23 protein-coding genes and 1 pseudogene are annotated in these 23,196 nt (G+C 72.0%); 11 read left to right on the forward strand and 13 right to left on the reverse strand.

Annotated elements, in window-relative coordinates; genetic code table 11:
• The coding region (locus AB0F15_RS38405) for a hypothetical protein (protein WP_360281641.1) at positions 1-84 on the reverse strand (84 nt) is incomplete at its 3' end.
• Positions 85-107: 23 nt separating this feature from the next.
• A pseudogene (locus tag AB0F15_RS38410) lies at positions 108-707 on the reverse strand (alpha/beta fold hydrolase); the annotation flags it as partial.
• Between the two features lie 307 nt (positions 708-1,014).
• Between AB0F15_RS38410 and AB0F15_RS38415 the strand changes: the two are divergent.
• The 4 genes from AB0F15_RS38415 to AB0F15_RS38430 are packed head-to-tail and all read left to right on the forward strand — an operon-like array spanning position 1,015 to position 4,985.
• Positions 1,015-1,977: a TerC family protein gene (locus AB0F15_RS38415; protein WP_360281583.1), complete on the forward strand. Its 963-nt coding sequence runs from the start codon at positions 1,015-1,017 to the stop codon at positions 1,975-1,977.
• 51 nt (positions 1,978-2,028) lie between these two features.
• Complete coding sequence (locus tag AB0F15_RS38420) at positions 2,029-3,984, forward strand: S9 family peptidase (RefSeq protein WP_360281585.1); 1,956 nt, start codon at positions 2,029-2,031, stop codon at positions 3,982-3,984.
• A 40-nt stretch (positions 3,985-4,024) separates the two neighbouring features.
• Positions 4,025-4,357, forward strand: coding sequence for a YciI family protein (locus AB0F15_RS38425; protein WP_360281587.1), 333 nt, complete (start codon positions 4,025-4,027; stop codon positions 4,355-4,357).
• Entirely contained in the window at positions 4,350-4,985 is a 636-nt protein-coding gene (locus tag AB0F15_RS38430) for a haloacid dehalogenase-like hydrolase (protein ID WP_360281589.1), read from the forward strand. The genes AB0F15_RS38425 and AB0F15_RS38430 overlap by 8 nt, the downstream gene beginning before the upstream one ends.
• On the opposite strand, the gene AB0F15_RS38435 is transcribed toward AB0F15_RS38430, so the two are convergent.
• From AB0F15_RS38435 to AB0F15_RS38450, 4 genes are all read right to left on the reverse strand, one after another.
• Positions 4,967-5,623 carry an RES family NAD+ phosphorylase gene (locus tag AB0F15_RS38435; RefSeq protein ID WP_360281591.1) on the reverse strand — a complete coding sequence of 219 codons (657 nt, stop codon included), beginning with the start codon at positions 5,621-5,623 and terminating at the stop codon, positions 4,967-4,969. The genes AB0F15_RS38430 and AB0F15_RS38435 overlap by 19 nt on opposite strands.
• A 51-nt stretch (positions 5,624-5,674) precedes the next feature.
• Entirely contained in the window at positions 5,675-6,256 is a 582-nt protein-coding gene (locus AB0F15_RS38440; protein ID WP_360281593.1) for a DNA-binding protein, read from the reverse strand.
• Between the two features lie 340 nt (positions 6,257-6,596).
• Positions 6,597-7,574 (reverse strand): LacI family DNA-binding transcriptional regulator, encoded by a 978-nt coding sequence (locus AB0F15_RS38445; RefSeq protein WP_360281595.1) that lies wholly within the window; start codon positions 7,572-7,574, stop codon positions 6,597-6,599.
• 106 nt (positions 7,575-7,680) lie between these two features.
• A complete protein-coding gene (locus AB0F15_RS38450) occupies positions 7,681-8,685 on the reverse strand; it encodes a helix-turn-helix domain-containing protein (RefSeq protein WP_360281597.1) in 1,005 nt (334 codons plus the stop codon).
• Positions 8,686-8,829: 144 nt separating this feature from the next.
• On the opposite strand from AB0F15_RS38450, the gene AB0F15_RS38455 reads away from it, so the two are divergent.
• Positions 8,830-9,315: an MmpS family transport accessory protein gene (locus tag AB0F15_RS38455; RefSeq protein WP_360281599.1), complete on the forward strand. Its 486-nt coding sequence runs from the start codon at positions 8,830-8,832 to the stop codon at positions 9,313-9,315.
• A 17-nt stretch (positions 9,316-9,332) separates the two neighbouring features.
• Positions 9,333-10,076 (forward strand): ABC transporter permease, encoded by a 744-nt coding sequence (locus tag AB0F15_RS38460; RefSeq protein WP_360281601.1) that lies wholly within the window; start codon positions 9,333-9,335, stop codon positions 10,074-10,076.
• Here the strand turns inward: AB0F15_RS38460 and AB0F15_RS38465 are convergent.
• Entirely contained in the window at positions 10,060-10,746 is a 687-nt protein-coding gene (locus AB0F15_RS38465) for a histidine phosphatase family protein (protein WP_360281603.1), read from the reverse strand. The two genes, AB0F15_RS38460 and AB0F15_RS38465, sit on opposite strands and share 17 nt — an antisense overlap.
• A gap of 64 nt (positions 10,747-10,810) precedes the next feature.
• Positions 10,811-12,694, reverse strand: coding sequence for a Na+/H+ antiporter (locus AB0F15_RS38470; RefSeq protein ID WP_360281605.1), 1,884 nt, complete (start codon positions 12,692-12,694; stop codon positions 10,811-10,813).
• 115 nt (positions 12,695-12,809) lie between these two features.
• Between AB0F15_RS38470 and AB0F15_RS38475 the strand changes: the two genes are divergently transcribed.
• Positions 12,810-14,195, forward strand: a complete 1,386-nt coding sequence (locus tag AB0F15_RS38475; RefSeq protein WP_360281607.1) for a carboxylesterase family protein — start codon at positions 12,810-12,812, stop codon at positions 14,193-14,195.
• A gap of 45 nt (positions 14,196-14,240) precedes the next feature.
• On the opposite strand, the gene AB0F15_RS38480 is transcribed toward AB0F15_RS38475, so the two are convergent.
• From AB0F15_RS38480 to rnhA, 3 genes are all read right to left on the reverse strand, one after another.
• The gene (locus AB0F15_RS38480; protein WP_360281609.1) at positions 14,241-17,312 is read right to left on the reverse strand and encodes a carbohydrate-binding protein; all 3,072 of its coding nucleotides are present in this window, start codon (positions 17,310-17,312) and stop codon (positions 14,241-14,243) included.
• Between the two features lie 397 nt (positions 17,313-17,709).
• A complete protein-coding gene (locus AB0F15_RS38485) occupies positions 17,710-18,090 on the reverse strand; it encodes a YchJ family metal-binding protein (protein WP_360281611.1) in 381 nt (126 codons plus the stop codon).
• Positions 18,091-18,175: 85 nt separating this feature from the next.
• The gene (rnhA, locus tag AB0F15_RS38490; protein WP_360281613.1) at positions 18,176-18,637 is read right to left on the reverse strand and encodes a ribonuclease HI; all 462 of its coding nucleotides are present in this window, start codon (positions 18,635-18,637) and stop codon (positions 18,176-18,178) included.
• Between the two features lie 74 nt (positions 18,638-18,711).
• Between rnhA and AB0F15_RS38495 the strand changes: the two genes are divergently transcribed.
• From AB0F15_RS38495 to AB0F15_RS38510, 4 genes are all read left to right on the forward strand, one after another.
• A complete protein-coding gene (locus tag AB0F15_RS38495; protein WP_360281615.1) occupies positions 18,712-19,419 on the forward strand; it encodes a Crp/Fnr family transcriptional regulator in 708 nt (235 codons plus the stop codon).
• 111 nt (positions 19,420-19,530) lie between these two features.
• Positions 19,531-19,698 (forward strand): hypothetical protein, encoded by a 168-nt coding sequence (locus AB0F15_RS38500; protein ID WP_360281617.1) that lies wholly within the window; start codon positions 19,531-19,533, stop codon positions 19,696-19,698.
• 208 nt (positions 19,699-19,906) lie between these two features.
• Positions 19,907-20,857, forward strand: coding sequence for a hypothetical protein (locus tag AB0F15_RS38505; protein ID WP_360281619.1), 951 nt, complete (start codon positions 19,907-19,909; stop codon positions 20,855-20,857).
• A gap of 81 nt (positions 20,858-20,938) precedes the next feature.
• Positions 20,939-21,721: a DUF1684 domain-containing protein gene (locus AB0F15_RS38510; protein ID WP_360281621.1), complete on the forward strand. Its 783-nt coding sequence runs from the start codon at positions 20,939-20,941 to the stop codon at positions 21,719-21,721.
• 24 nt (positions 21,722-21,745) lie between these two features.
• On the opposite strand, the gene AB0F15_RS38515 is transcribed toward AB0F15_RS38510, so the two are convergent.
• On the reverse strand, positions 21,746-22,240 hold the full coding sequence (locus AB0F15_RS38515; protein WP_360281623.1) for a hypothetical protein: 495 nt from the start codon (positions 22,238-22,240) through the stop codon (positions 21,746-21,748).
• A gap of 383 nt (positions 22,241-22,623) precedes the next feature.
• Positions 22,624-23,151: a hypothetical protein gene (locus AB0F15_RS38520; protein WP_360281625.1), complete on the reverse strand. Its 528-nt coding sequence runs from the start codon at positions 23,149-23,151 to the stop codon at positions 22,624-22,626.
• Positions 23,152-23,196: the final 45 nt, after the last annotated feature.

Raw genomic sequence — 23,196 nt, forward strand, 5'->3', positions numbered from 1 at the left:
GCCGCTGTGGTGGGTGTCCACTTCGGACACGTGCTGGGTCATGGCGCGCGCCAGCCGGAACGTCCGGGGATCGCCCGAGCGCAGGAAGGGGTACCCGAGGCCGCCTGCGCCGGCGTGGCGGCGTTCGGGACCAGGCCCTGCGCGAGGTCGTTGTAGGTGATCACCGGGGCGATGGCGTCGACACGCTGGTCGGTGCCGGCCAGCAGCAGCGACAGCGCACCACCGTAGGAAGCGCCGGTGACGGCGATCTTCGGGTCGCCCTTCGCGTCGAGGGTCACCTGGTGCTGCGCGACGAGCCGGTCGATCAGGTGACTCGCGTCGGCGACTTCGCCCGCCGGGTCGTTGAGCCCGATCTTGCCGGTGCTCTTGCCGAAGCCGCGCGCGGACCACGTCATGGCGACGAAGCCCTTCCGCGCGAGTTCGCGGGCGTCGTCGGCGACGCTGTTCTTGTCCCCGCCGAAGCCGTGGGCCAGCAACACGGCGGGCGCGGGCACGGTCGTGGGGAGGTAGGTGGTCGTGTCGATCTTGACCTGCTCCGCCGAGCCGGAGGCGGCCGGCAGGTCGATCAAGGCGTCCTGAACGGGCACGGGCGGCGGGGCCGTGTCGCGCGTCGCCCAGAGGACGGTCGCGGCGGCGAGCACCACCACGACGGCGCCGATCGCCGTGAGACGGGCACGGCGGGTGCGCGGGAGCAGGAGTCGGGGCACGACGTGACCGTAGGTGAAGTTTCCTGAGAGTGTCCTCCGCGGCTCACAGTGATCACACGTCCGCGGACCACCTGGTGGACCGAAGTGACCGGAATTACAGCACCAACCCGGTGACGTGCGCGATCCCCGCTGGCGCTCGGGCGGGGGGAACCGGCAAACTGGACGCGCTGTGAGGGGAGTATTCCTTCGCGGCGGTGTCGTCAGCACGGTGGCCCAGCGCCCCCGGCACCGTCGGCCGGTGGTGGCACCGGCGGAAGAGACCTCCGGTTAGTTGCTGCTGCACGCACTATCCGGAGGTTCGAGTTTCATGACTGTCCCCCTGTGGCTGTGGATCGCCACGATCGGTGGCCTGCTGGCGCTGATCGCGCTGGATCTGGTCATCGTCGATCGCAAGCCGCACGAAGTGACCACGGGGGAAGCCGCTCGCTGGGTGATCTTCTACGTCTCGTGCGCGATCGTCTTCGGCATCGGCGTGTGGGTCTTCGCCGGGCACGACCCGGGCGTCGAGTTCTTCACCGGGTACATCACCGAGTACTCGCTGAGCGTCGACAACCTGTTCATCTTCATGATCATCATGGGCTCGTTCAAGGTGCCCGCCATCCACCAGCACCGCGTGCTGCTGGTCGGCATCCTGCTCGCGCTCGCCATGCGGAGCGTTTTCATCGCCATCGGCGCCGCGCTGATCGCCCAGTTCGTCTGGGTGTTCTTCCTGTTCGGCGCGGTGCTGATCTGGACGGCGATCAGCATGGTGCGCGGCAAGGGCGAGGACGCGGAGTACCACGAGAACGCCGTGACCCGGCAGGTCCGCCGGTTCGCCCCGGTGACCGACGACTACCACGGCCACAAGTACACGGTGAAGCTCGACGGCAAGCGGATGATGACCCCGATGCTGCTGGTGATCGTGGCCATCGGCTCCGCGGACCTGCTCTTCGCCGTCGACTCCATCCCGGCGATCTTCGGCATCACGCAGGAGGCGTTCCTCGTCTTCACCGCCAACGCGTTCGCGCTGATGGGCCTGCGGCAGCTGTACTTCCTGCTCGGCGGCCTGGTGACGAAGCTCGTCTACCTGAGCTACGGCCTCGCGGTGATCCTCGCCTTCATCGGGGCGAAGCTGTTCCTGCACGCGCTGCACGAGTACCACGTCGTGCCGGACTGGCTGGACATCAACAACTGGGTCTCCCTCGGCGTGATCGTCGTCGTGCTGTCGGTGACCACGGTGGCCAGCCTCGCGAAGGCCCGGCGCGACGAGCGCAACCAGGTCGCCGCGTGAGTCCCGGCGAAAGTCGTTCGCACCGCTAAGGGATTCGGGTACGGTCGGACCGTGCGTCCTGCCGACATCGAAGACCTCGCCGTCCCCGGCCGTCCCGCCCTGCGCGGGAACCTGCTGCTCACGGCGTTGAAGAAACCGGACCTCAAGGCGAACGCCACGCACAGCGCGGTGCGGCGCGTTGCGCTCGACGGCGGCGAGAGCGCGTGGACCCACGGTCCGCGCGACTCCGCCCCGGCGATCTCCCCGGACGGGCGCTGGGTGGCGTTCCTCCGCGCGGGGGACGGCAAGGGTGCCGACGGCAGCCCTCAGTTGCACGTCATGCCGTCGGCCGGTGGGGAAGCCCGCCGGCTGACGTCGTTGTCCCTCGGGGCCGGGGAACCGGTGTGGGCGCCGGATTCACGGCGGATCGCGTTCACCGCCCGCGTGCCCGAAGCCGGTCGCTACGGCACGCCGGACGCCGACGGCGAGACGCCGGAGCCGGCCGCCGAGGCGCCGCGCCGGATCACGCGCATGGACTACCGGATCGACGACGTCGGGTTCCTGCGGGATCGCCTGCAGCGCCTGTTCGTCGTCGACGCCGTCGCGGCGCTCGAGCAGGACGGACTCGCGGACCTCGAGCCGCTCACCGGAGACGGGTTCGACGCGGCCCACCCGGCGTGGACGCCGGACGGCACCCGGGTGGTCTTCACCGCGCCGCCGGGCTGGGGTGCGGCCGAAAGCGACTCGCGCGACATCTGCGCGATCTCCGCCGAGGGCGGCGAGCCCGAGGTCGTCGTGCGCTGCGCGGGGTACTCGGAGCGGCCGGCGTTCGGGGCCGACGGCACGTTGTTCTACTTCGGACAGTCCTTCGAGGAGCACCACGAAGCCGCGCCCACCGGGCTCTACGCGGCGACGCCCGAATTCGGCGCGGGCCCGGTGAAGGCCCGGCGGCTCACCGACGCCGAGACGGTGGACTGCGAAACCGCGGCGGGCCCGCCCGCCCCGCGCGGGGACGACGTGCTGGTGGCCGTCCGCCATCGCGGCGCGGTGGAGCTGCGCGCGGTCGGCGTCGACGCGGCCGAGGCCCCGCTGGCCGACCTCGCGGTGGTTTACGCGGACCAGGCCGCGGTCCGGTCGTTCACACTGGACGACTCGGTGCTGGTCGCCGTGATCGCCACGCCGTCCGCTCCGGGCGAGGTCGTGCTGCTCGGCGAGAGCGGCCCGCGAGTGCTCACCGACTACGCGAAACCGGTGCGCGACAAGGGCATCCGGCCGATGATCGAGCTGGAGACCACCGCGCCGGACGGCTACCCGGTGCACGGCTGGCTGGTGCTGCCCGATGGCGAGGGCCCGCACCCGGTGCTGCGCGTGGTGCACGGTGGCCCGTTCACCCAGCAGGAGTGGACGCTGTTCGACGAGGCGCAGGTGTACGCGTCGGCCGGGTACGCGGTGGTGGTCGGCAACCCGCGCGGTTCGGCGGGGTACGGGCAGGCCCACGGCCACGCGATCACGCACGGCTTCGGCACGGTCGACGTCGACGACGTCCTGGCGCTGCTCGACAAGGCGCTCGAACGCCCGGACCTGGACGCTTCCCGCGTCGGCATCATGGGCGGCTCGTACGGCGGGTTCATGACGAGCTGGCTGGCCGCCCACCACGGCGAGCGCTTCAAGGCGGCGTGGAGCGAGCGCGCGGTCAACGCGTGGGACTCGATGGTCGGCAGCTCCGACATCGGCTACATGTTCGTCGACGCCTACATCGGCTCCTCGCCGGAGGTGCAGCGCGACCGGTCGCCGCTTTCGTACGCGGCGCAGATCAAGATCCCGTTCGCGGTGGTGCATTCGGAGCAGGACTGGCGCTGCCCGCTGGAGCAGGCGGAGCGGATGTTCGTGGCCCTGCGCCGCGCGGGCGCTCCGGCGGAGCTGCTCCTGTTCCCCGGCGAAGGCCACGAGCTGAGCCGCTCCGGCCGCCCGCGGCACCGCGTCCAGCGCTTCGAAGCGATCCTCGAGTGGTGGGGGCGGCACCTGTAGACCTTGCCCGGGCGGCGCGCGCCTGCGAATGTCGGTGACCATGACGGTGCCCGAGGTGGACTTCGAGCTCGAGACCTGGCGGATGGTGCTGTTCCGGGCGGGCCCCCGCGCCGCGGAGATCTCCGCGGAGATGGCCAGGGAGCTGCGCGCCCGCCACCTTTCGGCGGCCCGGCAGCACCAGGCGACGGGATCGCTGCTGTTCGCCGGGGCGGTGCCGGAACCGTCGTCGGCGCTGCCGGTGACGGGCGTGGCCTTCTTCCGGACGTCGGAGGCGGAGACCCGGGCGATCCTCGACGCCGACCCGGCCGAACAGGCGGGGTTGATCGCTTCGGAGATCGTGGGGTTCGTCTGCCCGCGGGGCACCCTTGGCTGACGGCCTGGTCTGCTTCGACGTCGACGGAACACTGGTGCCGGGCACGAGCTCGTGCGCGTGGGTGGCCGCCGCGTTGGGGCACGAAGCCGAGCTCGTCGCGGCCGAGGCAGCGTACGCGGCGGGGCGGATGACCAACCAGGAGGCGTCGGTGATCGACGCCCGCGGCTGGGCCGGGCACACCGAAGCGGAGGTCCGGGCCCGGCTGGAGACGTTGCCGCTGGTCGGCGGGATCGCCGAGACCGTGGCGTGGTGCCGGGACCGCGGCCTGCGCCCGATCCTCACCACGCTGGCGTGGACGCCGGTGGGCTGCCTGCTCGCCGACCGGTTCGGCTTCGCCGCGTACTGCGGGCCGGTGCCGGAAGCGGAAGGCGGGCGCTACACAGGCCGGGTCGCCGAGCACCTCGACGAATTCGGCAAGCGGGACTTCGCGCTGTCCCAGGGCTTCACGCCGGAGCGGTGTGCCGCGGTCGGGGACAGCCGGTCGGACTTGCCGCTCTTCGCCGCCGTCGGGATGAGCACCGGCTTCAACGCGGCCCCGGACGCGCGTGCCGTCGCGACCCACCTCGTCGACGGCGACGACCTGCGGGCGATCATCCCGCTGCTGGCGGCTCAGTTCAGCAGCGTGTAGTTCAGCTCTTCGCAGACGCGGCCCAGCGGGACGTCCAGGCCCGGGTGGTCCAGCGGCAGCAGCACGTCCGGCGCAATGGGCAGCGCGGCGCCCGCCGGCGGGTCCCACAGGCAGATCGCGGGGTCGCCGGAGTCCATCGACGAGCGGTACCAGAGGCCGTCGAGGTCGCTGAACGCGCCGCGGATCGCGCGGGCCCAGGCCTGCGTAAGTTTCTTGGGTCCGCTGGAAATCTCCTGCGACGCGCCGACCCGGGTCGGCCACAGGCCGGTCAGGTCGAGCAGGCGCAGCGTGCGCGTCGGGCGGACGACGACCAGCCGGGGACCGCGGGTGCGGCGGTCGACCGTCGAGCTGGTCTGGAAGACCTCGGCGACCGAAGTGCGCACCGTGAGGCCGAAGTAGAGGACGCCGTTCGCGGGATCGGTGACCGGCGCGCCACCGCGACCGGGCGACTGCGGGTCGAACCGGCCGTGCGGGAGCGGGCCGGTGTAGCGGAACGAATTCCACTGCTGGGGGTGGTTGCCGTGCGCGGTGAAGATCCGGACGAGCCTGGTCGCGGGCTGGACCGTCACCACGTCGTCGGCGCGGTTCAGCTGCCGGACCAGAACGGATCGGGCGGGCGGCAGGGGGAGCCGGGCCATGGGTCGGGGGTGGTCCGTCCTTGTCGGTGATCTTGCTCGGGGAGGTCCAGCCTAGAGCGGCGTGCCGAGCGTGGCGATGAGGCGGGCGACGTGGTCCGGGTCACCACCGGAGAGGAGCCATTGGCGAGGGGTGGCCGCGTGGTCGTTGATCACCAGGTCGGCCTGCGGGGTGCTCATGAAGGCGGCGACGACGAGCGCGGGCTGGTCGGCGGGCAGCGCCTTCAGCACGACCTCGAGGCCGGGCAGCACGCCCGAGCCGGCGAACTGCCACGCCGGGAGCCGCCAGCCGCCGTCCTTCCAGCCGGTCAGCCTGCCTTCCTTGAGGCGGTGCCGGATCCGGCTGTCGTCGACGCCGAGGGTCTTGGCCGCCTCGTTGACGCTGAGCGCGCCTTCGGCGAGCACCGCGTGGGCGGCCACCGTGCGGGCTCTGAAGTCGGGTTCGTCCTCCCGCCGCGGCGCCAGATCCAGGCCGACATCGGTGAGCGCGGCGCGCTGATCGGCCGAGAAGTAGTGCGAGGGATCCGGATTCGGTGGGGACAGTCTGCGTGCCGCGTCTTCGACGAGCGTGAGGAACTCGTGCGCGTCGACTTTCAGGCCCGCCTTGGCGAGGATGTTCTCCAGCGCTACAGACATGTGGCTCAGGTTAACCCGAAACAGCGCGGATGTGCGGGTTCGTGCGCTTTCTTGCCCGTTCTGTGGGTGAATTCACCAGAGATCGACACTCAGGGCACATCATCCAACACGTTGAGTAGGCAACTTCCGGTCAGTCTCCCTGGATCGGGTGCGGTTGTCCAGACCCCCGTGGGGTTGACACTGTCGGTTCCCCGACCTACGTTCCCGGGGGAGTAAACGATTTCCGCTCCGTGCTCACAGGATCCGGCGGTCGGGCGCCGGTCATGGGGGACACAGGGGGTGGGGCGTGCCTGGGGGGCCCGGCATGAGCCGGCCCCCTGGGCACGCCGCTCCGCCGTCGTCAGCGGCGGGAGCTCTTCCGCACGATCAGCCGGGCCTCGAGCGTGGTGGTGGTCGCGTCGCGGCCGCTGTCGGAGATCCGGGCGAGCAGGAGTTGGGCCGCCACCCTGCCGACCTCGTACGCCGGCTGCGCGACCACCGTCAGCGGTGGGTCGATCAGCGTCGTCCACGGTGCGTCGTCGAACGAAACGATGCCGACGTCCCGGCCCGGGCGGAGGCCGCGTGCCGACAGGGCTTCCAGGACCCCGATCGCCATCGTGCTGTTCGCGACCAGGAGCGCGTCCGGCGGCGACGGCTCGTCGAGCAGTTCCAGCGCGGCCAGCCGGGCGCCCGCGGCACGGTACTGGGCCCGGCGGAACAGGACGTTTTCCTCGCCCACGACGTCGGCGTACCCGGCGAGACGGTCGTCGGCCGTGCGGACGCCCGCGGGTCCGGTCAGGCAGCCGACGCGCCGGTAGCCGCCGTCGAGCAGGTGCCGCGTGGCTTCGGCGGCCGCGTGCCGCGTGTCGACCAGCACCTGGTCGCCCTCCGCGGCCAGTAGCGGCCGGTCCACCGCCACCAGCGGCGTGCCCTGGCGCCGGAGGCCCTCGACGTTCGTCGACCGGCCGGTGGGGGACAGCACCACCCCGGCGACGCGTTCCTGCAGCGCGACCTCGATGTAGCGCCGCTCCTTGTCCTCGTTCTCGTCGGAGTTGCAGAGCACCACCGAGTACCCGGACCGCTGCGCGAGGTCCTCGACGCCGCGCGCGATGGCGGTGAAGAACGGGTTCTCGACGTCGGAGATGATCAGCGCCAGCACCGCCGTCTCCTGCCGGCGGAGGTTCCGGGCCAGCCCGTTCGGGTGATACCCGAGCTCGGCAGCGGCTTCCTGCACCCGCGCGGCCAGTGTGGGGTCCACAGTGGACTTGCCGTTGAGCGCGCGCGACACGGTCGCCGTGGAGACCCCGGCTCTCGCCGCGACGTCGCTGATGGTGGCCACACGTCCCTCCCTGATCACTCGTCGAGGGGGACAATAGCGCTCTTGGTAGTCGTTTACCGTCCGCTTACCTTTTTGGTGGGTAACCACTTCCGGTTGTGCGCACGGGTTACGCCGAACGGCGCCGATCACGCACCGCCACGTCCACAGTGGAGGGTCCGCCGAAGTAGCCGCGGGGCGTGAGGCCGGTCAGCGCCCGGCAGTCCCGGCTGAGGTGCGCCTGATCGGCATACCCCGCGGCGGCGGCCAGCGCGGCCAGGTTCGCCACGCGCGGAGCCAGGGCGACGGCCCGCTGGAACCGGCTGACCCGCAGGTAGGTGGCCGGCCCGTACCCGACGGCTTGGACGAACCGCCGCCGCAGCCCCCGCTCGCTCACCGCCAGGGATGCGACGGGATCTTCGCCCCGTCCGGCCACGGCGTCCGGTCGGCTCGCACCGGCCCGCCCGAGCGCGGCGGCGACCTGTGCGGCTTCCGCGCCAGCCCGGCCGAGCGTGGCGGCTGCTTCGGGCTCCGCGAACATCGCGGCGGCCCGTGCCGTCTCTTCGCCGGACCCGCCGAGCCCAGATCCGCCCAGCCCAGATCCGCCCAGCCCAGATCCGCCCAGCCCAGACCCACCCAACCCGGCCACGCCCGGCCCAGCGGCTCCGCGCCGGATCAAGCCCGCCGCCGCGTCGGCGACTCGCGCCGCCCCCGCGTCCAGCCGCGCGATCAGCTCCGCCGCCGCCGGGTCCGGCGGCGGCACCTCCGCGAGCCGGGACGCAACCGCTTGCGCCGGGGTCAGCTCGCCCGCGGCCAACCGCTCCGCCACCCGTTCGCCCGCCCGGCCCCACAGCTCGCCCAGCGGCACCCGCCGGTCGCGCAGTTCGTCCGCGGCCACGCCGAGGACCGCCGCCGCGCAGCCCGGGTGGAACCGGATTCCGCTCAGCACCACGCCCGGGCGGGTCACCGATGACCACGCCGTCGTGTCCGGGCCGGCCACGAACGCCTCACCGTCGCCGGCGACCAGGTCCACGCAGCCGTCGGGGACGATGCGCTTCGGGCCCGATGAAGCCGATCGCCACACGCAGCGCGCCACGTCCCGCAGTGACCCGGATGGCGCCGTCTCTTCGTACACAGCGCCGATCATGCCCCGCGCGCAGGCCCCCGTCCGGGTGAAAATGGGACTTCTCGTGAAGAGCGGCTAACGCGCAGTCAGGTCACGGCGAGATAGAGATCGACGCACTCGACGGAAGTGCGCGCGACGAGAGAAGACCTCTCCATGGGTGTTCCCACCGCGACCCGGCCCGCTTCGCCATCTCCGCGCGACTGCGCCGGACGGGCTCGCTCGGCCGGCAGCTTCGTCGTCGTCCTGGGGGTGCTCGCCGCGGCGTTCGCGGTGACCGCCTACGTCGTGCCCAGGTCCGCGCGCGAACCGGGCCAGAAAGAGGCCGCCGGTGCGCCGGTCGCCCCGGCCTCGGTCCGCACCGTGAGCCACCAAGTCGTCTACGAACTGACCGGCACGCACGGTGCCCGCAACGTCACCTACGCCGCCGAGGGCTCGGCGCTGACCCAGCGAACCGAGGTCACGACGCCCTGGTCGGTGGTGTTCACCCGGGTCGGCCCCGCCGGCCGCACCGAGTTCTACAGCGTCGCCGCCCGCAACCCCGGTCCCGGCGAGCTGCGGTGCCGGATCGTCGTCGACGGCGTCGTCGTCGCCGACAAGACGGTCGCCGAACCGGGCCGCCAGTTCAGCTGCGCCGTCTGACGCCCAAGATGGGCGGCGTGAACGCCGCGATCACCTTCGGACCCGCCTTGGTGGCGGTCCTCGTCCTGCTCGCCGTCGCCGGCGCGGCCGTCGTCCAGGCGGGCGGCCTCGGCTCGGGGCGCGCCGTGCTGATCGCCGCCGCCCGCGCGGTCGCGCAGCTGGCCGCCGTGTCGCTGGTGATCACCGCCGTCCTGCGCTCGGCCCCGCTCACCGGCCTGTTCGTGCTGCTGATGTTCGCCATCGCCTCGATCACGTCGGCGCGGCGCGTCGGCACCCGCAAGAACCTCCCGTGGACGGCGTTGGCGATCGCCGCCGGGGTCGTGCCCGTGCTGGCGCTGGTCCTCGGCGCCGGGGTGGTCCCGCCGCAGCCGATCGCCGTGGTGCCGATCGCGGGCATCGTGATCGGGGGCGCGATGACCGCGACGTCGCAGGCCGCGCGCCGCGCACTCGACGAGCTCAAGTCCCGCCACGGTGAGTACGAAGCCGCGCTGGCGCTGGGGTTCCTGCCGCGCCCGGCCGCGCTGGAGATCTGCCGCCCGTCGGCCGGGCACGCGCTGATCCCGGCACTGGACCAGACCCGCACGGTCGGCCTGGTGACGCTCCCGGGTGCCTACGTCGGCGTCCTGCTCGGCGGCGCGGGACCGATCGAAGCGGGGTTGACGCAGGTGCTCGTGCTGATCGGGCTGCTGGCCGCGGAGGCCGTCTCGATCCTGGTGACCGTGCAGTTCGTCGCGGCCGGGAAACTCAGCCGAGCGGAGTAGCCAGGTGGGCGGTGTCGTTGAAGCGCCGCACGATCCAGATGTCGCCGTGCAGCACGAGGTGCGAAATCGACCCGTTGTCGGCGCCGAGGAACGCGAACCGCTCGACCGAGCGGCCGGCCTGCGCGAACACCTCGCCGATCACGCCGCCGTGGGTGAAGATCGCGATCCGCTGGTCGGGGTGTGCGGCCGCGATGCGGGTGAGCGCGCCGCGCAGGCGGGCGCCGAACCGCTCGTCGGACTCCGCGCCCGGGATCACGTCCCAGCGCTGCTCGATCCACAGCCGTTCGACGATCGGGTGGCCTTCGGTGGTGTACTTCCGGAACAGCCCGTTTTCCCAGTCACCGAGGTGGATCTCGCGCAGGTCCGGCTCGACGACCGGAGTCAGCCCCAGCTTCTCCGCCAGGGGCGCGGCGGTCTGCACCGTGCGGCGCAGCGTCGTCACGTAGATCGCGTCGATCCGCTCCCCGGCGAGCCGGTCGCCGACGCGCCGCGCGTGGTCGCGGCCCTCCGGGGCGAGGTCCGGGTCGGCCTGGCCGTCGACGAGCTCGAAGGGAGCGTCACCGCGGGCCGGAGCCGATTCGCCGTGCCGGACCAGGAAGATCTCCGTCGAACCCGGGGGCGGGCTGAACCGGTGCTGGCGGTATTCGATCTCCTGCTCGGGCGTGCTCATGCTGGAGACGGTACAGCGGCGCGAAGCGCCTCCGTTGAGGGTGGCGGTGGGGAGGAAGGCGGAGTTAGCCCAGTTGCTTGTCCACGAAACACCAGCGCCACGTCTCGCCGGGCTCGTAGCTGCGCATGACCGGATGGCGGGATTCGTGGAAGTGCTGGGTCGCGTGGCGGCGCGGCGACGAGTCGCAGCAGGCCACGTTGCCGCACTTCAGGCACATCCGCAGGTGCACCCACGTCGTGCCCTCGGCGACGCAGGCTGCACAGCTGTCGGCCGAGCTCGGGTCCTTGTCCACCCACTGGTGGGCCAGGTGCTTGCACGAACCGGCCGTCGCGGCCGGGGTGCGCAGTTCGCGGCCTTCCACTTCCGGTTCTTCCTCGTCGCGGTCGAGCATCGATTCCTCGATGTCCAGCCGGACCAGGACCCGGCGCAGGACGTCGTCGTCGGCGCTGCCGCTGGCGCGGGCCTTGAGGAACTGGTTGCGTTCCGCTTCGAGGAGCTCCAGCCGCAGCCGGCGGTAGGCGTCGCTCGGCGTTTCGGCCAGCGCGCTCTGCCTGCCGAGCTGCTCCCACGCCGAGTCGGCGCGGTGCTGCAAGCGGTCGCGGAGGCGCTGGATGATCTCGGGCGGGTCGTCGGGCTGCCGGATCTCCTCGAGCTTGGCCAGCGCCGCCCGGGTCATGTCGTGGAGCACGGCCGCCTCCTGCAGCGCATCCTCGGCGGGGTCCGGCCGGGGCAGGCGCAGGCGCCGGATCAGCGGCGGCAGCGTCATGCCCTGCACGGCCAGGGTGCCGGCCACGACGACGAACGCGGCGAGCACCAGCACGGCCCGCTGCGGGGTGTCGGCGGGCAGCACGAACGCGGCCGCGAGTGTGACCACCCCGCGCATGCCCGCCCACGCGATGACCGCCGAGTAGCGCCACGGCCAGATCTTCGTCTTGGCCTTGCCGGGCAGCAGGCGCCGTTCGACGCGCTTCACCGTGCCGATGCCGATCAGGTAGAGCACCCGGGTGAGGATCGTCGCGCCGAGCACGGCGACGCAGATCCAGGTCAGCATCACCAGGGACAGCCCGCTCTCGCCGACCTCAGCGAGGATCCGCCGCAGCTGCAGGCCGATGAGCAGGAAGACCATGTTTTCCAGCAGGAACGCGATGGTCTGCCAGTTCAGCCGGGACGCCAGCCGGGTCGAACCGGACAGGATCTGCGGCGCCTTGTGCCCGAGGATGAGCCCGGCGATGACGACCGCGAGCACGCCCGAGCCGTGGATCGCCTCGGCCGGGAGGTAGGCGATGAACGGCACGGCGAACGACAGCGCGGTGTCGAGCACCGGCTCGTCCATCCGGGCGCGGATGTACGCGGCCCCGAACCCGACGATCAGCCCGACCACGGCCCCGCCGATCGCCGCGCGGAAGAAGTCCGCGCCGACCTGCCACAGGCTGACCGAGCCGGCCAGCGCGGCGATCGCGGTGCGGAGGGCGACCAGCGCGGCGGCGTCGTTGAAGAGGCTCTCGCCCTCCAGGAGCCGGATCAGCTTGCGGGGCATCCCGACCCGGCGGGCCACGACGCTGGCGGCGACCGCGTCCGGGGGCGCCACCACCGCGCCGAGCGCGATGCCGCCGGCCAGCGGGAGGCCGGGGATCACCGCCCAGGCGACCACCCCGACCCCGAGCGCGGTGAACACGACCAGCCCGACCGACATCAGCCCGATCGCGCTGCGGTTCTTCCGGAAGTCGACCAGCGACGTCTGGATGGCCGCCGAATACAGCAGCGGCGGCAGCAGGCCCACCAGCACGACCTCGGGGTCGAGGTGGACCTCGGGCACGCCGGGGACGTAGGAGGCGCCGACGCCGACGACGATCAGGCACAGCGGGGCCGACCAGTCCAGCCGCCGCGCCACCGCGCTGACGACGAGGACCGTCACGACCAGCGCCACTATCTCTGCCGCGATGTGCACCGGGTAATCATCACCCCGGCCCGGCGACGGGCGTCACCGGGCCAGCTCGGTGCCGGTGCCGGTGCCCGGTCGACACGCTGGAGCGCACTCCAGGGCAGGTCCCTAGGCTGGGAACGTGACGACGGTGGAGCTCGACGACGGCGTCCTGCGCGGGTCCGAGCGGGACGGGGTCAGGACGTTCCTCGGCGTGCCCTACGCCGAGCCGCCGGTGGGGGAGCTGCGGTTCCGCGCACCCCGGCCGGTGCGGCCGTCGCCCGGTGTCCGGGAGGCGACCGGATGGGCGCCTCGCGCGCCGCAGCCGAAGCTGACCGGCCGGGGCTTCACCGGTGACGAGGACTGCCTGTACCTGAACGTCTACGCGCCGGCGTCTCCCGGCTCGTACCCGGTGCTGGTCTGGATCCACGGCGGGGGCGGGGTGATCGGCGCGCCGCACGAGTTCGACGCGTCCGCGTACGCCCGGCGGGGCGTGGTCGTCGTGACCGTCGCCTACCGGCTCGGCGTGCTCGGGATGCTGCACCTGCCCGGCGTCGCCGACTCGAACCTGTCCCTGCGCGACCAGGTCGCCGCCCTGGAGTGGGTGCGGGACAACATCGCCGCGTTCGGGGGCGACCCGGGCCGCGTGACGCTGGCCGGGCAGTCCAACGGCGGCCGCACGGTCGGGACGCTGCTGGCCGTGCCCGCCACCCGCGGACTGGTCCACCAGGCGATCGTCCAAAGCGGCACCGGCGTCGGCTCGGTCGTGCACACCCCGGCCGAAGGGGCGGCGGTCGCGTCGGCGGTCCTGACGGAACTGGACGTCTCGCCGGCGGACCTGGTGACGCTGCCGGTGACGCGGATTCTCGAGGCCCAGCAACGGGTTTCGGCGATGTCCGGCACCAAGGTGACCTACCGCGTCGTCGTCGGCGACGAGCTGCTGCCTTCCCGCCCGCTCGACGCCGTCCGAGACGTCCCCCTGCTCATCGGGACGACGGCCGACGAGGAGGACCTGTTCAGCTGGTTGCAGTCGGGCGGCGCGAAGCTGCTGGGCGTCGGCTCGACGATGCTGGACGCTTCCGCGCTCGAAAAGGCCGTCGCGGCGTACAACGACCTGCTCGATTGGCCGGAAGACCAGATCCGCAACCGCGCGCTGACGGCGGGGGACTGGTGGATCCCGGCGATCCGCTTCGCCGAAGCGCAGCCGGACGCCTGGATGTACCGGCTCGACTGGCGGATCGCCCCGCGCGGCCGCGGTCTCGGCGCCGCACACGGGCTCGACCTGCCGCTGGTGTTCGACGACATCCGCAACCGCAACTGGCGGTTCCTCTTCGCCGGGCGGCCCTTCCCGGCCGAGCGGATGCAGGCGGTGGCGACGGAGATGTTCGACACGTGGGTCCGGTTCGTCGCGACCGGCGACCCGGGCTGGCCGCGCTACACCCCGGCGGACCGCGTCACGCGTCTCTTCGACGACGTCTCCACCACGGTCTCCGACCCGGACCGCGACCAGCGCCTGCTCTGGGAATGACCGAAGGCGGCACTTTCACGTGAAAGTGCCGCCTTCGGGTCTGGACTAGACGGTGATCTTGTCGACGTTCGGGCCGCCGACGGCGGTCGTCGCGGTCGCCTTGATCTTGTTCGTCCCGGCGGTCAGCGTCACCGGGATCGTGACCGTCTGCCAGGTGTCCCAGTTCCCGGTGCCGCCGAACGCCACGCCGGACGCCACCGTGGTGCCGTTGACCGTGACGTCCATCGGCCGGTTCGTCGTGGTGCCGTTGGCGTACCGCAGGACGACGGTCGCGGGCCCGGCGGCTGCCGCGTCCACGGAGAACTCCACCGCGCTGCCGGTCGCGTTGTCGTAGTTGACGAACCCGGTGCCGGTGAAGCCGGTGTGGTTCGACTCCGCGACGCCGCTGGTGATCGTGGCGTCCTCGGCCTGGTGGTCGGCCGGGGTTCCCGGGCCGGTCGAGCCGTCCGCGGGCACGGTCTTCGTCCCGGTGTTCCAGCCCGCGACCCGCACGGACGGCTTCGCGCCCTTGAGGTCCGCGGTCCGGTACGTCGCCGTCAGGGTGGCCGACTCGCCCGGCCAGAGGGTGACCTGGTTGTCGGTCCACCGCACCGGCAGCACCGGTGCGCCCGCCGCGCCGACCACGTGCGCGTCGACGAAGAACGCCGGCACCTTGCCGCCCGTGCCGTTCTTCAGCGTCACCTTGGTCGTCGTGGTGCCGTCGCTGTTCGCCGTCGACGCAGCAGTCGTGTCGACGGAGACCTGCGCGAGGTTGTTCAACCCGGACAGGTCGGCGTACGACGTCGTCGGCGTGTAGTACCAGTCGCTGTTGCCCCAGTCGAGCGTGTCGGCCTTGGTGGACAGCCAGTAGACGTTCCGGCTGACCTCCTTGCCCGCCGCGTCGGTCAGGACCAGCTTCGCCAGGTACGTCGTCGACAGCCCGCTCACCGAGCCGATGGTCAGCGCGGTCGTCTTCGCGCCGTCACCGCCCACCGAAACGGCCTTCGACTGGGTGAACTTCTCCGTCCCGTCGAGGTTGTAGAGCTGCACCGACGCCGTCAGGTTCGCCGCCGCGTCGTGGTTGTGGTTGACCACCACGACGGACTTGGTGTCGTACGAGTACTGGATGTGCAGCGGTTCGTTCGCCTTCTTGGCCCCGAAGTACGAGCCGTTCTGGTCGAGGTAGGCGTCGAACAGCTGCCAGTGCAGCGACGTCCAGCCGCTGTTGAGCATCCAGTAGATGATCCCGGTGGCCGGGTTCGAGCTGTCGCTGAAGTTCCGCGAGTGCGACTCGAACTCGGCGCGGACGTTCTCGTACTGCGCCAGCTGCGCCTTCCGGACGAAGTCGTCGAGGTTCGCCGGCTTGCCGTAGCGGCCGGTGAGGGCGTCGCCGAACAGCTTCAGGTTGGCGAACGTCGACGACGAGGACCGGTGGTACTGCGCGGTCGACGGGCTCTTCCACAGCGTGTCGAGCTCGCTCGGCGACAGCATCCGCTTGAGCGTGTCCATGGTCGGGATGTCCGGCCCGGCGCTGGTCTCGGAGTTGAAGCCCCACGCCCCGCCCAGGTCGCTGTGCGCCTTGTCGTACCAGTAGTTCGGCGGGACGTAGTCGTACGGCCCGTTCATCTTCATCCCGGACGACCCGAGCTGCGGCGACGACTTGGCCGACGCGGCCGGGACCACGGGCGTGGGCCAGTCCGCGGCATTCAGCGCATCGAGGTAGTTCTTCTCGATCGTCGCGTCGGGAGCGAAGTCGCTGCCGATCAGGAAGGAGATGACGCTCGGGTGGTCGCGCAGCCGCTCGGCCTCCGCGGTCATCGACGCCTTCGCGACCGGGTAGTCCGCCGCCGTCCACGCGTCACCCGGCTCGCTGCCGTTGACCTGGCCTTCCCACTTGTCGCAGCACTCCCAGCCGGGCAGCGTCAGCACGCCCATCCGGTCGGCGAGGTCGAAGAACTCGTCCGGCTCGATGTGGCCCTCCAGGCGCACGGTGTTGAGCCCGAGGTCCTTGACGTAGGCCAGCTTGTCGGCCGCGTACTGCTCGTTCCAGCGCAGGAACAGGTCCGGCGAGTAGCCGCCGCCCTTGATCAGCAGCGGGCGCCCGTTGATCGTGTACGCCCGGCCGCCGCTGGAGTTCTTGGTCGCCGTCACCTGGCGGACGCCGAAGCTCGAGTGCGAGGTGTCCGACGCCGTGCCGCCGACGCTCGCGGTCAGATCGAGGTCGTAGAGGGGCTGACCGCCCATCCCGGCCGGCCACCAGACCTGGGGGTTGTCGATCCCGATCACCGGGAACGTCACGGTCTTCTTCTCCTTGGCCGCCAGCGAGACCGTCTGGCTGATGGCGTGCCCGGCGACCGTGCCGGACACCGTCGTGGAGACGGCGGCGGCGGAGTCGTTGCGGACGTCGGCCTTCACCGTCAGATCGGCGTGGCCGAGCGTCGGCAGCTTGGTGACGACGTGGCCGCCGCGCAGCGCCACCGGCCCGCTGCGGCGCACGAGGACATCCCGCACGATGCCCATGTTCCGGTCCGGCGGGGTCTGCGCCCAGTCGATCCAGCCCATCGACAGGTCCTTGTTCGGGTCGTTCGGGTAGACCTTGAACGCGATGCTGTTGGTGCCGGCCTTCACCTGTGCGGTGATGTCGAGGTCGTGGCGCGTGTAGGCGCCGGTGACCTGCGTCTTGTCGGCCACCCGCGTCCCGTTGACCCAGACGTCGGCCTTCGAGAGCACGCCGCTGAAGTCCAAGTAGGTCCGCTGGGTGGGGTCGCTGACGGTGAGGTCGGTGCGGTACCACCACGGGACCTGGAAGTCCGCGACCGGCACGTTCTTCATGTTCGTCGAGTAGAACGGGTCGGCGTACTTGCCGTTCGCCAGCAGCCCGGCGTAGACGGTCGACCGGGGGCCGACGGGGTACCAGCCCGCCGTGTCGAAGCCGGGCTTGGAGACCGCGGAGTCGTCGCCGGTCTTGGCGGATGTCTGGATCAGGAAACCGGGGATCGCGGTGGCCGGTGCCGCGGCGACGGCCACCGTTCTCGCCGGTTCCTGTCCGGTCGCGGCCGGGACGGTCGCCCCGGTCACCGCGACGGCCAGCGTGGCCGCCGCGAGGAGGATCCGGGTTCTTCTCTGCCGATAGCTCACGAGAGCGCCTCCTAGGCACCACGGCGGCGGGACCATAGTTAGGGAACTTTCCTAACAATTGCGGACGATGGTAGCGGCCCGATCACGCGGGGAACAGGGGCGGTTTGCCCGGTCGGCCGGCCGCGGGCGATCGGCCGGGCCCCCGCGGCGCGCCGGGCCAGCAGGAGCGGCCGTGAGCCGTCTTCCCGGAGCCGCGGCGCCAGTGCCTCGCTGAGCGGGACACCGCCGTCCGGCGCGGCGGAGAGCGCCACGCCGACAGTGCTCGGCAGGATGGTGCCGACGCCGAGGACCCCCCGAGCGGCCACTCCCGGGTGCCGGTGAAGCCGGGACGACCCCGAGCCCGCGCGCGGCGCGTGAGGGTTCCATCGCCGCACCGGCGGTGGTGCGCGGGGCGGGTTTACGCTTCCGCGTCGAGGTAGACCCAGTGGCCGTCCTCGCGGCGAAAGCGGCTGTTCTCCTCGAGGAAGCCGTCCCGGCCCCGGTGGCGGTAGTGCGCCCGGAACTCGACCGTGCCCTCGGTGTGCAGCAGCCCGCCGCCGGTGCGGCCGAGGATCTCCAGCCGCGTCCACTCCTGCCCGGGATCGAGCGCCAGCCGGCGCGGGCGGGTGTTCGGGTGCCAGGTGCGCAGCAGGTACGCGGTGTCCTGCACGGCGAAGGCGCTGAACCGGGAGCGCATCAGCAGTTCGGCCGTCGGCGCGGTGAGGCCGCCGTCGTGGAACCGGCCGCAGCAGGCGGCGTAGGACTCGGCGAGGCCGCACGGGCACGGGGCGGGAGGCACCGGGGAATTCTGCCACGGACGGTCCGGGCGCCCGCGGAACCAGGACGGGCCGGCGGCGTGTCCCGCCGCGGCCGTCCACTTCGGACTAGTGCGCGGCGGCCGGCTTCCCGGTCTCCCGCGCTTCCTGGGCGCCGCGCACCGCGAGGCGGTCGGCGCGCTCGTTCTCCGGGTGTCCCGCGTGGCCCTTGACCCACAGCCACTCGACCTGGTGCTCGCCGGCCGCCGCGTCGAGGCGCTGCCAGAGGTCGGCGTTCTTCACCGGTTGGCGCGCCGCCGTCTGCCAGCCGTTGCTCTTCCAGCGGGGGAGCCACTGGGTGATCCCGTTCCGCACGTAGGTGCTGTCGGTGTACACGCGGACCTGCGACGGCCGCGTCAGGCTCTCCAGCGCGCGGATCGGCGCGGTCAGCTCCATGCGGTTGTTCGTCGTCGGGGTGGCTTCGCCGCCGTACAGCTCGCGCTCGTGCTTGCCGTAGCGCAGCACCGCGCCCCAGCCGCCCGGCCCGGGGTTCCCGCTGCACGCACCGTCGGTGAAGATCTCCACGTCCACGCGGCGACCCTACCGGTCGCGACCCTCGCCGAACGCCGCCACGCCGGGTTACGGTGGTGATCCGGAGGGGAGCCATGGGCGGGCACGACGACACGGCGGAGGGGGCGCTCCTGGCCTACCTCGCCGACGCCGATCGCGAGTACCTGCTCGCCAGGGGCACCCGCCGCCGGTTCCGCGCGAACGACGTCGTGCTCATGGAGGGCGACCCGTCCGACCACGTCCACGTCCTGGTGTCGGGCTGGGTGCGCGTCTCCGCCGTCGTCGAAGACGGCCGCGAGGTGCTCTTCGGGCTCCGCGGTCCCGGCGAGGTGCTGGGCGACCTCGCGGCGGTCACGGGACGGCCGCGGTCGGCGTCGGTGCGCGCGATCGAACCCTGCACCGTCTTCCAGCTGACCGGCGCGGAGTTCGTCGACGTCCTGCACAGCAGGCCCGCGATCGCCGTCGCGACGATCAAGACCGTCGCGGCCCGGCTCCGCAACGCCGAATCCGCCCGGGTCGGCGCGGCCGCCTTCGACGTCAGCCGCCGCGTCGCGGTGGTGCTGGTCCGGCTGGCCGAGGAACACGGCAGGCGCGTCCCGGAAGGCGTGCTCATCGAGGCTGCGTTCTCGCAGGAGGACATCGCCGCGCAGATCGGCGCGGCCCGGCGTACCGTCGCCCGGGCGTTGCGGGTGCTGCGGGAGCGGGGGATCGTCGAGACCGGCCGCCGCCGGATCCTCATCCGCGAGCCGCGCGTGCTGCGGGCCTTCGCCCGTTCTGAGCCAAACGGCACACAACACCCGTGACAGCGGGCATCTGACGGACGCCGCCGTCCGGCGATGCTGGAGTCCGGCCGGAAAAGAATGTGATGCCAGCCGGCCGGTATTCATTTCCAGTGAGGTCGGGGAGCCTTTGTCGTGAACGTCTACTGCAAGATTCTGACCCTGGTGAAATCGGTCTTCGCCGCGTTCGTGGTCGGTGTCGTCGCGGGCTTCGCCGCGGCCGCCGGAAACGCGGCGGAGCCGGCCGCGCCGACGTTCCACGGCTCCGTGCCGCTCTCCGCCTCGGCCTGGATGCAGCGATGAGGAGGTGTGTCTGATGGAGAGCCACTCGATCTGGGCCCTGATCTTCGGGGCCGGCTGACCCGTGGTGGAGCCCGGCCGGCCGGCTCGTGGGGGGCCGGTCGGCCGGGCATTCCGCGCCGGTCGATGTCCGGAATCCGTCCTGCTTTCCGGGAAGGGCCACTGGTAGCGTGAACAGTTGTTTCGCGGGGAACAAAAGGGGGTGGTGACGATGGACGTGCACACCTTCCCGTTCGTGCGCGAGCTGAACGAACTGCGCCGCGGCCGCGGCCTCGACGCCGCCGACCTGCACCTGCGGATCGGCCCCTGCCTGCGGGGAGCGTGCGCGATCACCGACACCGACCAGCCCGCCGCCGCGCGCCACAAACTCGTGCTGCGGCTCACCGAGCTGTGCGGGCGGCTGCCGCCGGACCTGAAGCTGGCCGCGCTCGCGGCGCTCGGCCTGCACGAGGAAGCCGCGGGCGAGTTCCTCGACCGGCGGATCTCGTGGCTGGCCAGCGTCCTCGACCGCGACCCGCGCACCGCCCGCCGCCGGATCGACCTCGCGTTCCGGCGGCTCGACGAGCTGCTCTGCGCGCCCGCGCCCCGCGGTGACCTGCACCCGCTGGCCGGCTGGTACGTCGAGTCGATGAAAGCGCGGCTCCGGCTCGACCGCGACCCGCCGGAACTGCAGGAGGAGCGCCGGATCGTCGCGGAGGTCGACGAGCTCGACGAGCTGATCCTGCCGTTCAGCGTGCCGGCCGAGCCGGGCAGCGACCCGGTGCCGGACATCACCGCGGACGCGCTGTTCGGCGGCGAAATCGTCGAAGCACGCCAGGTTTCGGTGAGCCACGCCCAGTTCGTCATGCGGCTGCCGAACCCGCTGCGGCTCGGCCAGCGGCACGAGTACGGCATCCGGTTCACGCCGCAGCGCACGGAACTGCGGCCGTACTACGCCATGACGCCGCTGCGCCGCTGCGAGGAGTTCTCGGTGCGGGTCCGGTTCGACCGCGCCGCCCCGCCGTCGCGGGTGTGGCGGCTCAACGGCGTGCCGGGCCGGGTGGTCGACGACGGCGTCGACTCGGGCGACGCACTGACCGTCAACCGGGTGGGTGAGGTCGGCCTCGAGTTCCACGACCTGCACCAGGGCCTCAGCTACGGGCTGCAGTGGTCGTTCGACTGAGCATCCGTCCGGATGCTGGGAAGCGGAATAGCGGCGCGAGCACCGGGTTGGCACTGTCGTAGCCGACGGAAGGGGCCCGCGATGACCACGTTCACGCAGGACTGGCAGGAGTGGAAGACCCGGCGCGAGGCCGACCTCGCCGAGCCGCACGGCTGGCTGGCCCTGGTTTCGCTGGACTGGCTGACCGGCACCCCGCGGGAGTACCCCGGCATCCCCGGCCGCTGGTGGCAGGACGCCGACGCGGCGTACGTCGACCCGGCCGGTGCTTCGCTCGCCCACGAAGGGGAACCGATCGCCGACGTCCGGCGGTTCGAGCTGGTCAACAGCGGCGCGGGGACGCGGGTGCACGCCGGCGACGTCGAGATCGAGGTCGCCCGCCGCTCGGGGTACCTGATCCGCGTCCACGACCCGAAGGCCGAAGTGCTGCGCGAGTTCCACGGGGTCCCGGCGTACGAGCCGTCGCCGTCCTGGGTGCTGTCCGGGCGGTTCGAGCCGTTCGCCGAGCCTCGGCCGACCACGGTGGGTGCGGTCGTGGAAGGCCTGAGCCACGTCTACACGGCGCCGGGCGTGGTCCGCTTCTCCCGCGACGGGGTGCCGCACACCCTGACGGCATTCAACGGCAGGGACGGCGGCCTCAGCATCCTGTTCACCGACGGGACGAGCGGGGTCACCACCTACGCGGCCAACCGGTCGCTGCCGGTCGGGGCACCGGCCGCGGACGGCTCGGTGACGCTGGACTTCAACCGCGCGGTGAACCTGCCGTGCGCGTTCACGGACTTCGCGACGTGCCCGCTGCCGCCGGCGGGCAACCACCTGCCGTTCGCGGTCGAGGCGGGGGAGAAGACGCCGTACGAGCGCGGGTGACCCGGAGGCCACCCGCGTCCGGCTTCAGTGGGCGACGTCGATGACGACGCGGTTGGGCGCGGTGAGCGTGAAGACGTTCACCGCGGTCCGCGACCGCACGCCGAGCCCGATCGCGAGGTGCGCCTCGAAGTCCCCGGTGAGGGCGACGGCCATGACGTTGCTCAGGTTCCGCGTCCGGAACTTCTCCGGCCCGGTGTAGGTGGGAACGCCGTTGACGTCGTGCGCGGCCGCGGGGGTGACGCTGACGTTGATGAAGTACTCCCCGGTGAGCCAGACGATCTGGCCGCTCGGGTCGGCGATGAGCTCGTCGACGAGCTGGTAGCTGACGGCGGGCGCGGGCCCGGAGCTCAGGTCGAGCACGATCCGGTCGAACCCGGTGTTGAGCCCGGTCCGGATGTTCGTCATGGCGGGGATGGTGGGAGCGGCGGCCTGGGCGGGACCCGCGGCGGCCGCGAGGATCCCGCTGCCGGCGAGCAGCAGGATGACGGCGGCGAGCGCGCGCCTGTTCGGTCTGGACATGGGTGGGCCTCCTGACGGAGAGAACCGATGGAAGTCCCAGCGCTGGGTTTGCGGGAGACGCCCGGTTCGTCCGGTCCGTTGCCCGGCGGCGGGCTTTGACGCTCCAAGCGTTACCCGGCTGCTCCGAACGTGTCCGTGCCCTCGCCACGACGGCCACCGCCCGGCTCGACCCCGTCGTTATCGGGGTGAGCCGGGCGGTGGGCCGCGGGTGGCGCGCTACTTCCAGTGGCCGCCGTGCTCGTGGCACACCAGGCCCGTGGACGAGCATTTCTTGCACGTCAATCTGTCGCCCAGCAGGCTGCGAGCCCGTCCGCCGTTGCAGGCGGTGCAGTCGTGCAGCGGACGGTGGCATTTGCGGCAATCGGACATGAGTCACTCCTCGGTCAGACGGTCCATTTCTTGAAGGATTTGATGATGTCGCCGTTGCGGATCCGGCCGAGCGATTCCGACCAGTTGTCCCTCAGTTGTTCGGCGAGGAAATCGAGGTCCAGCCGCCCGCCCGGCCGGGACTGGACGGCCCAGGCCGCGGCCGCGGGCATGCCCTGCGTGAGGTAGACCTGCTGGGCGGTCGTGCCGATCCGCTTGGCGTCCCGGTGGCCGAGGCCGAAGGAAGCCCATACTTCGACGGCGATGGCGTCCTTGGCGGTCAGCCAGGCCAGGTGGGTGAGGGGACCCCGCTTCCAGTCCCTGATCCCGATTTCCCGCAGGCGGCTGCCCGGGATGGCGCCGTCGGAGTTCCGCAGCCCGGCGATCGCCGCTTCGGTCGCGCGGAGGGCGGGCTCACCCAGGAAGTCGAGTGCGTCCAGCAAGAACGCTCCGGCGTCGGGCAGCCGGGCGGTGATGCCGGCATCGACCACCACGTTCTCGTGGTCGACGAACGCGGTTTTCTCGCTGGTGCCGAAAATTCCCATGCCGCCCTCTCCTGTCGTCAGCGGGCCGGCTCGGTGCCGCTTTGT

The sequence above is a fragment of the Amycolatopsis sp. NPDC026612 genome (assembly GCF_040638285.1).
GTDB lineage: Bacteria > Actinomycetota > Actinomycetes > Mycobacteriales > Pseudonocardiaceae > Amycolatopsis.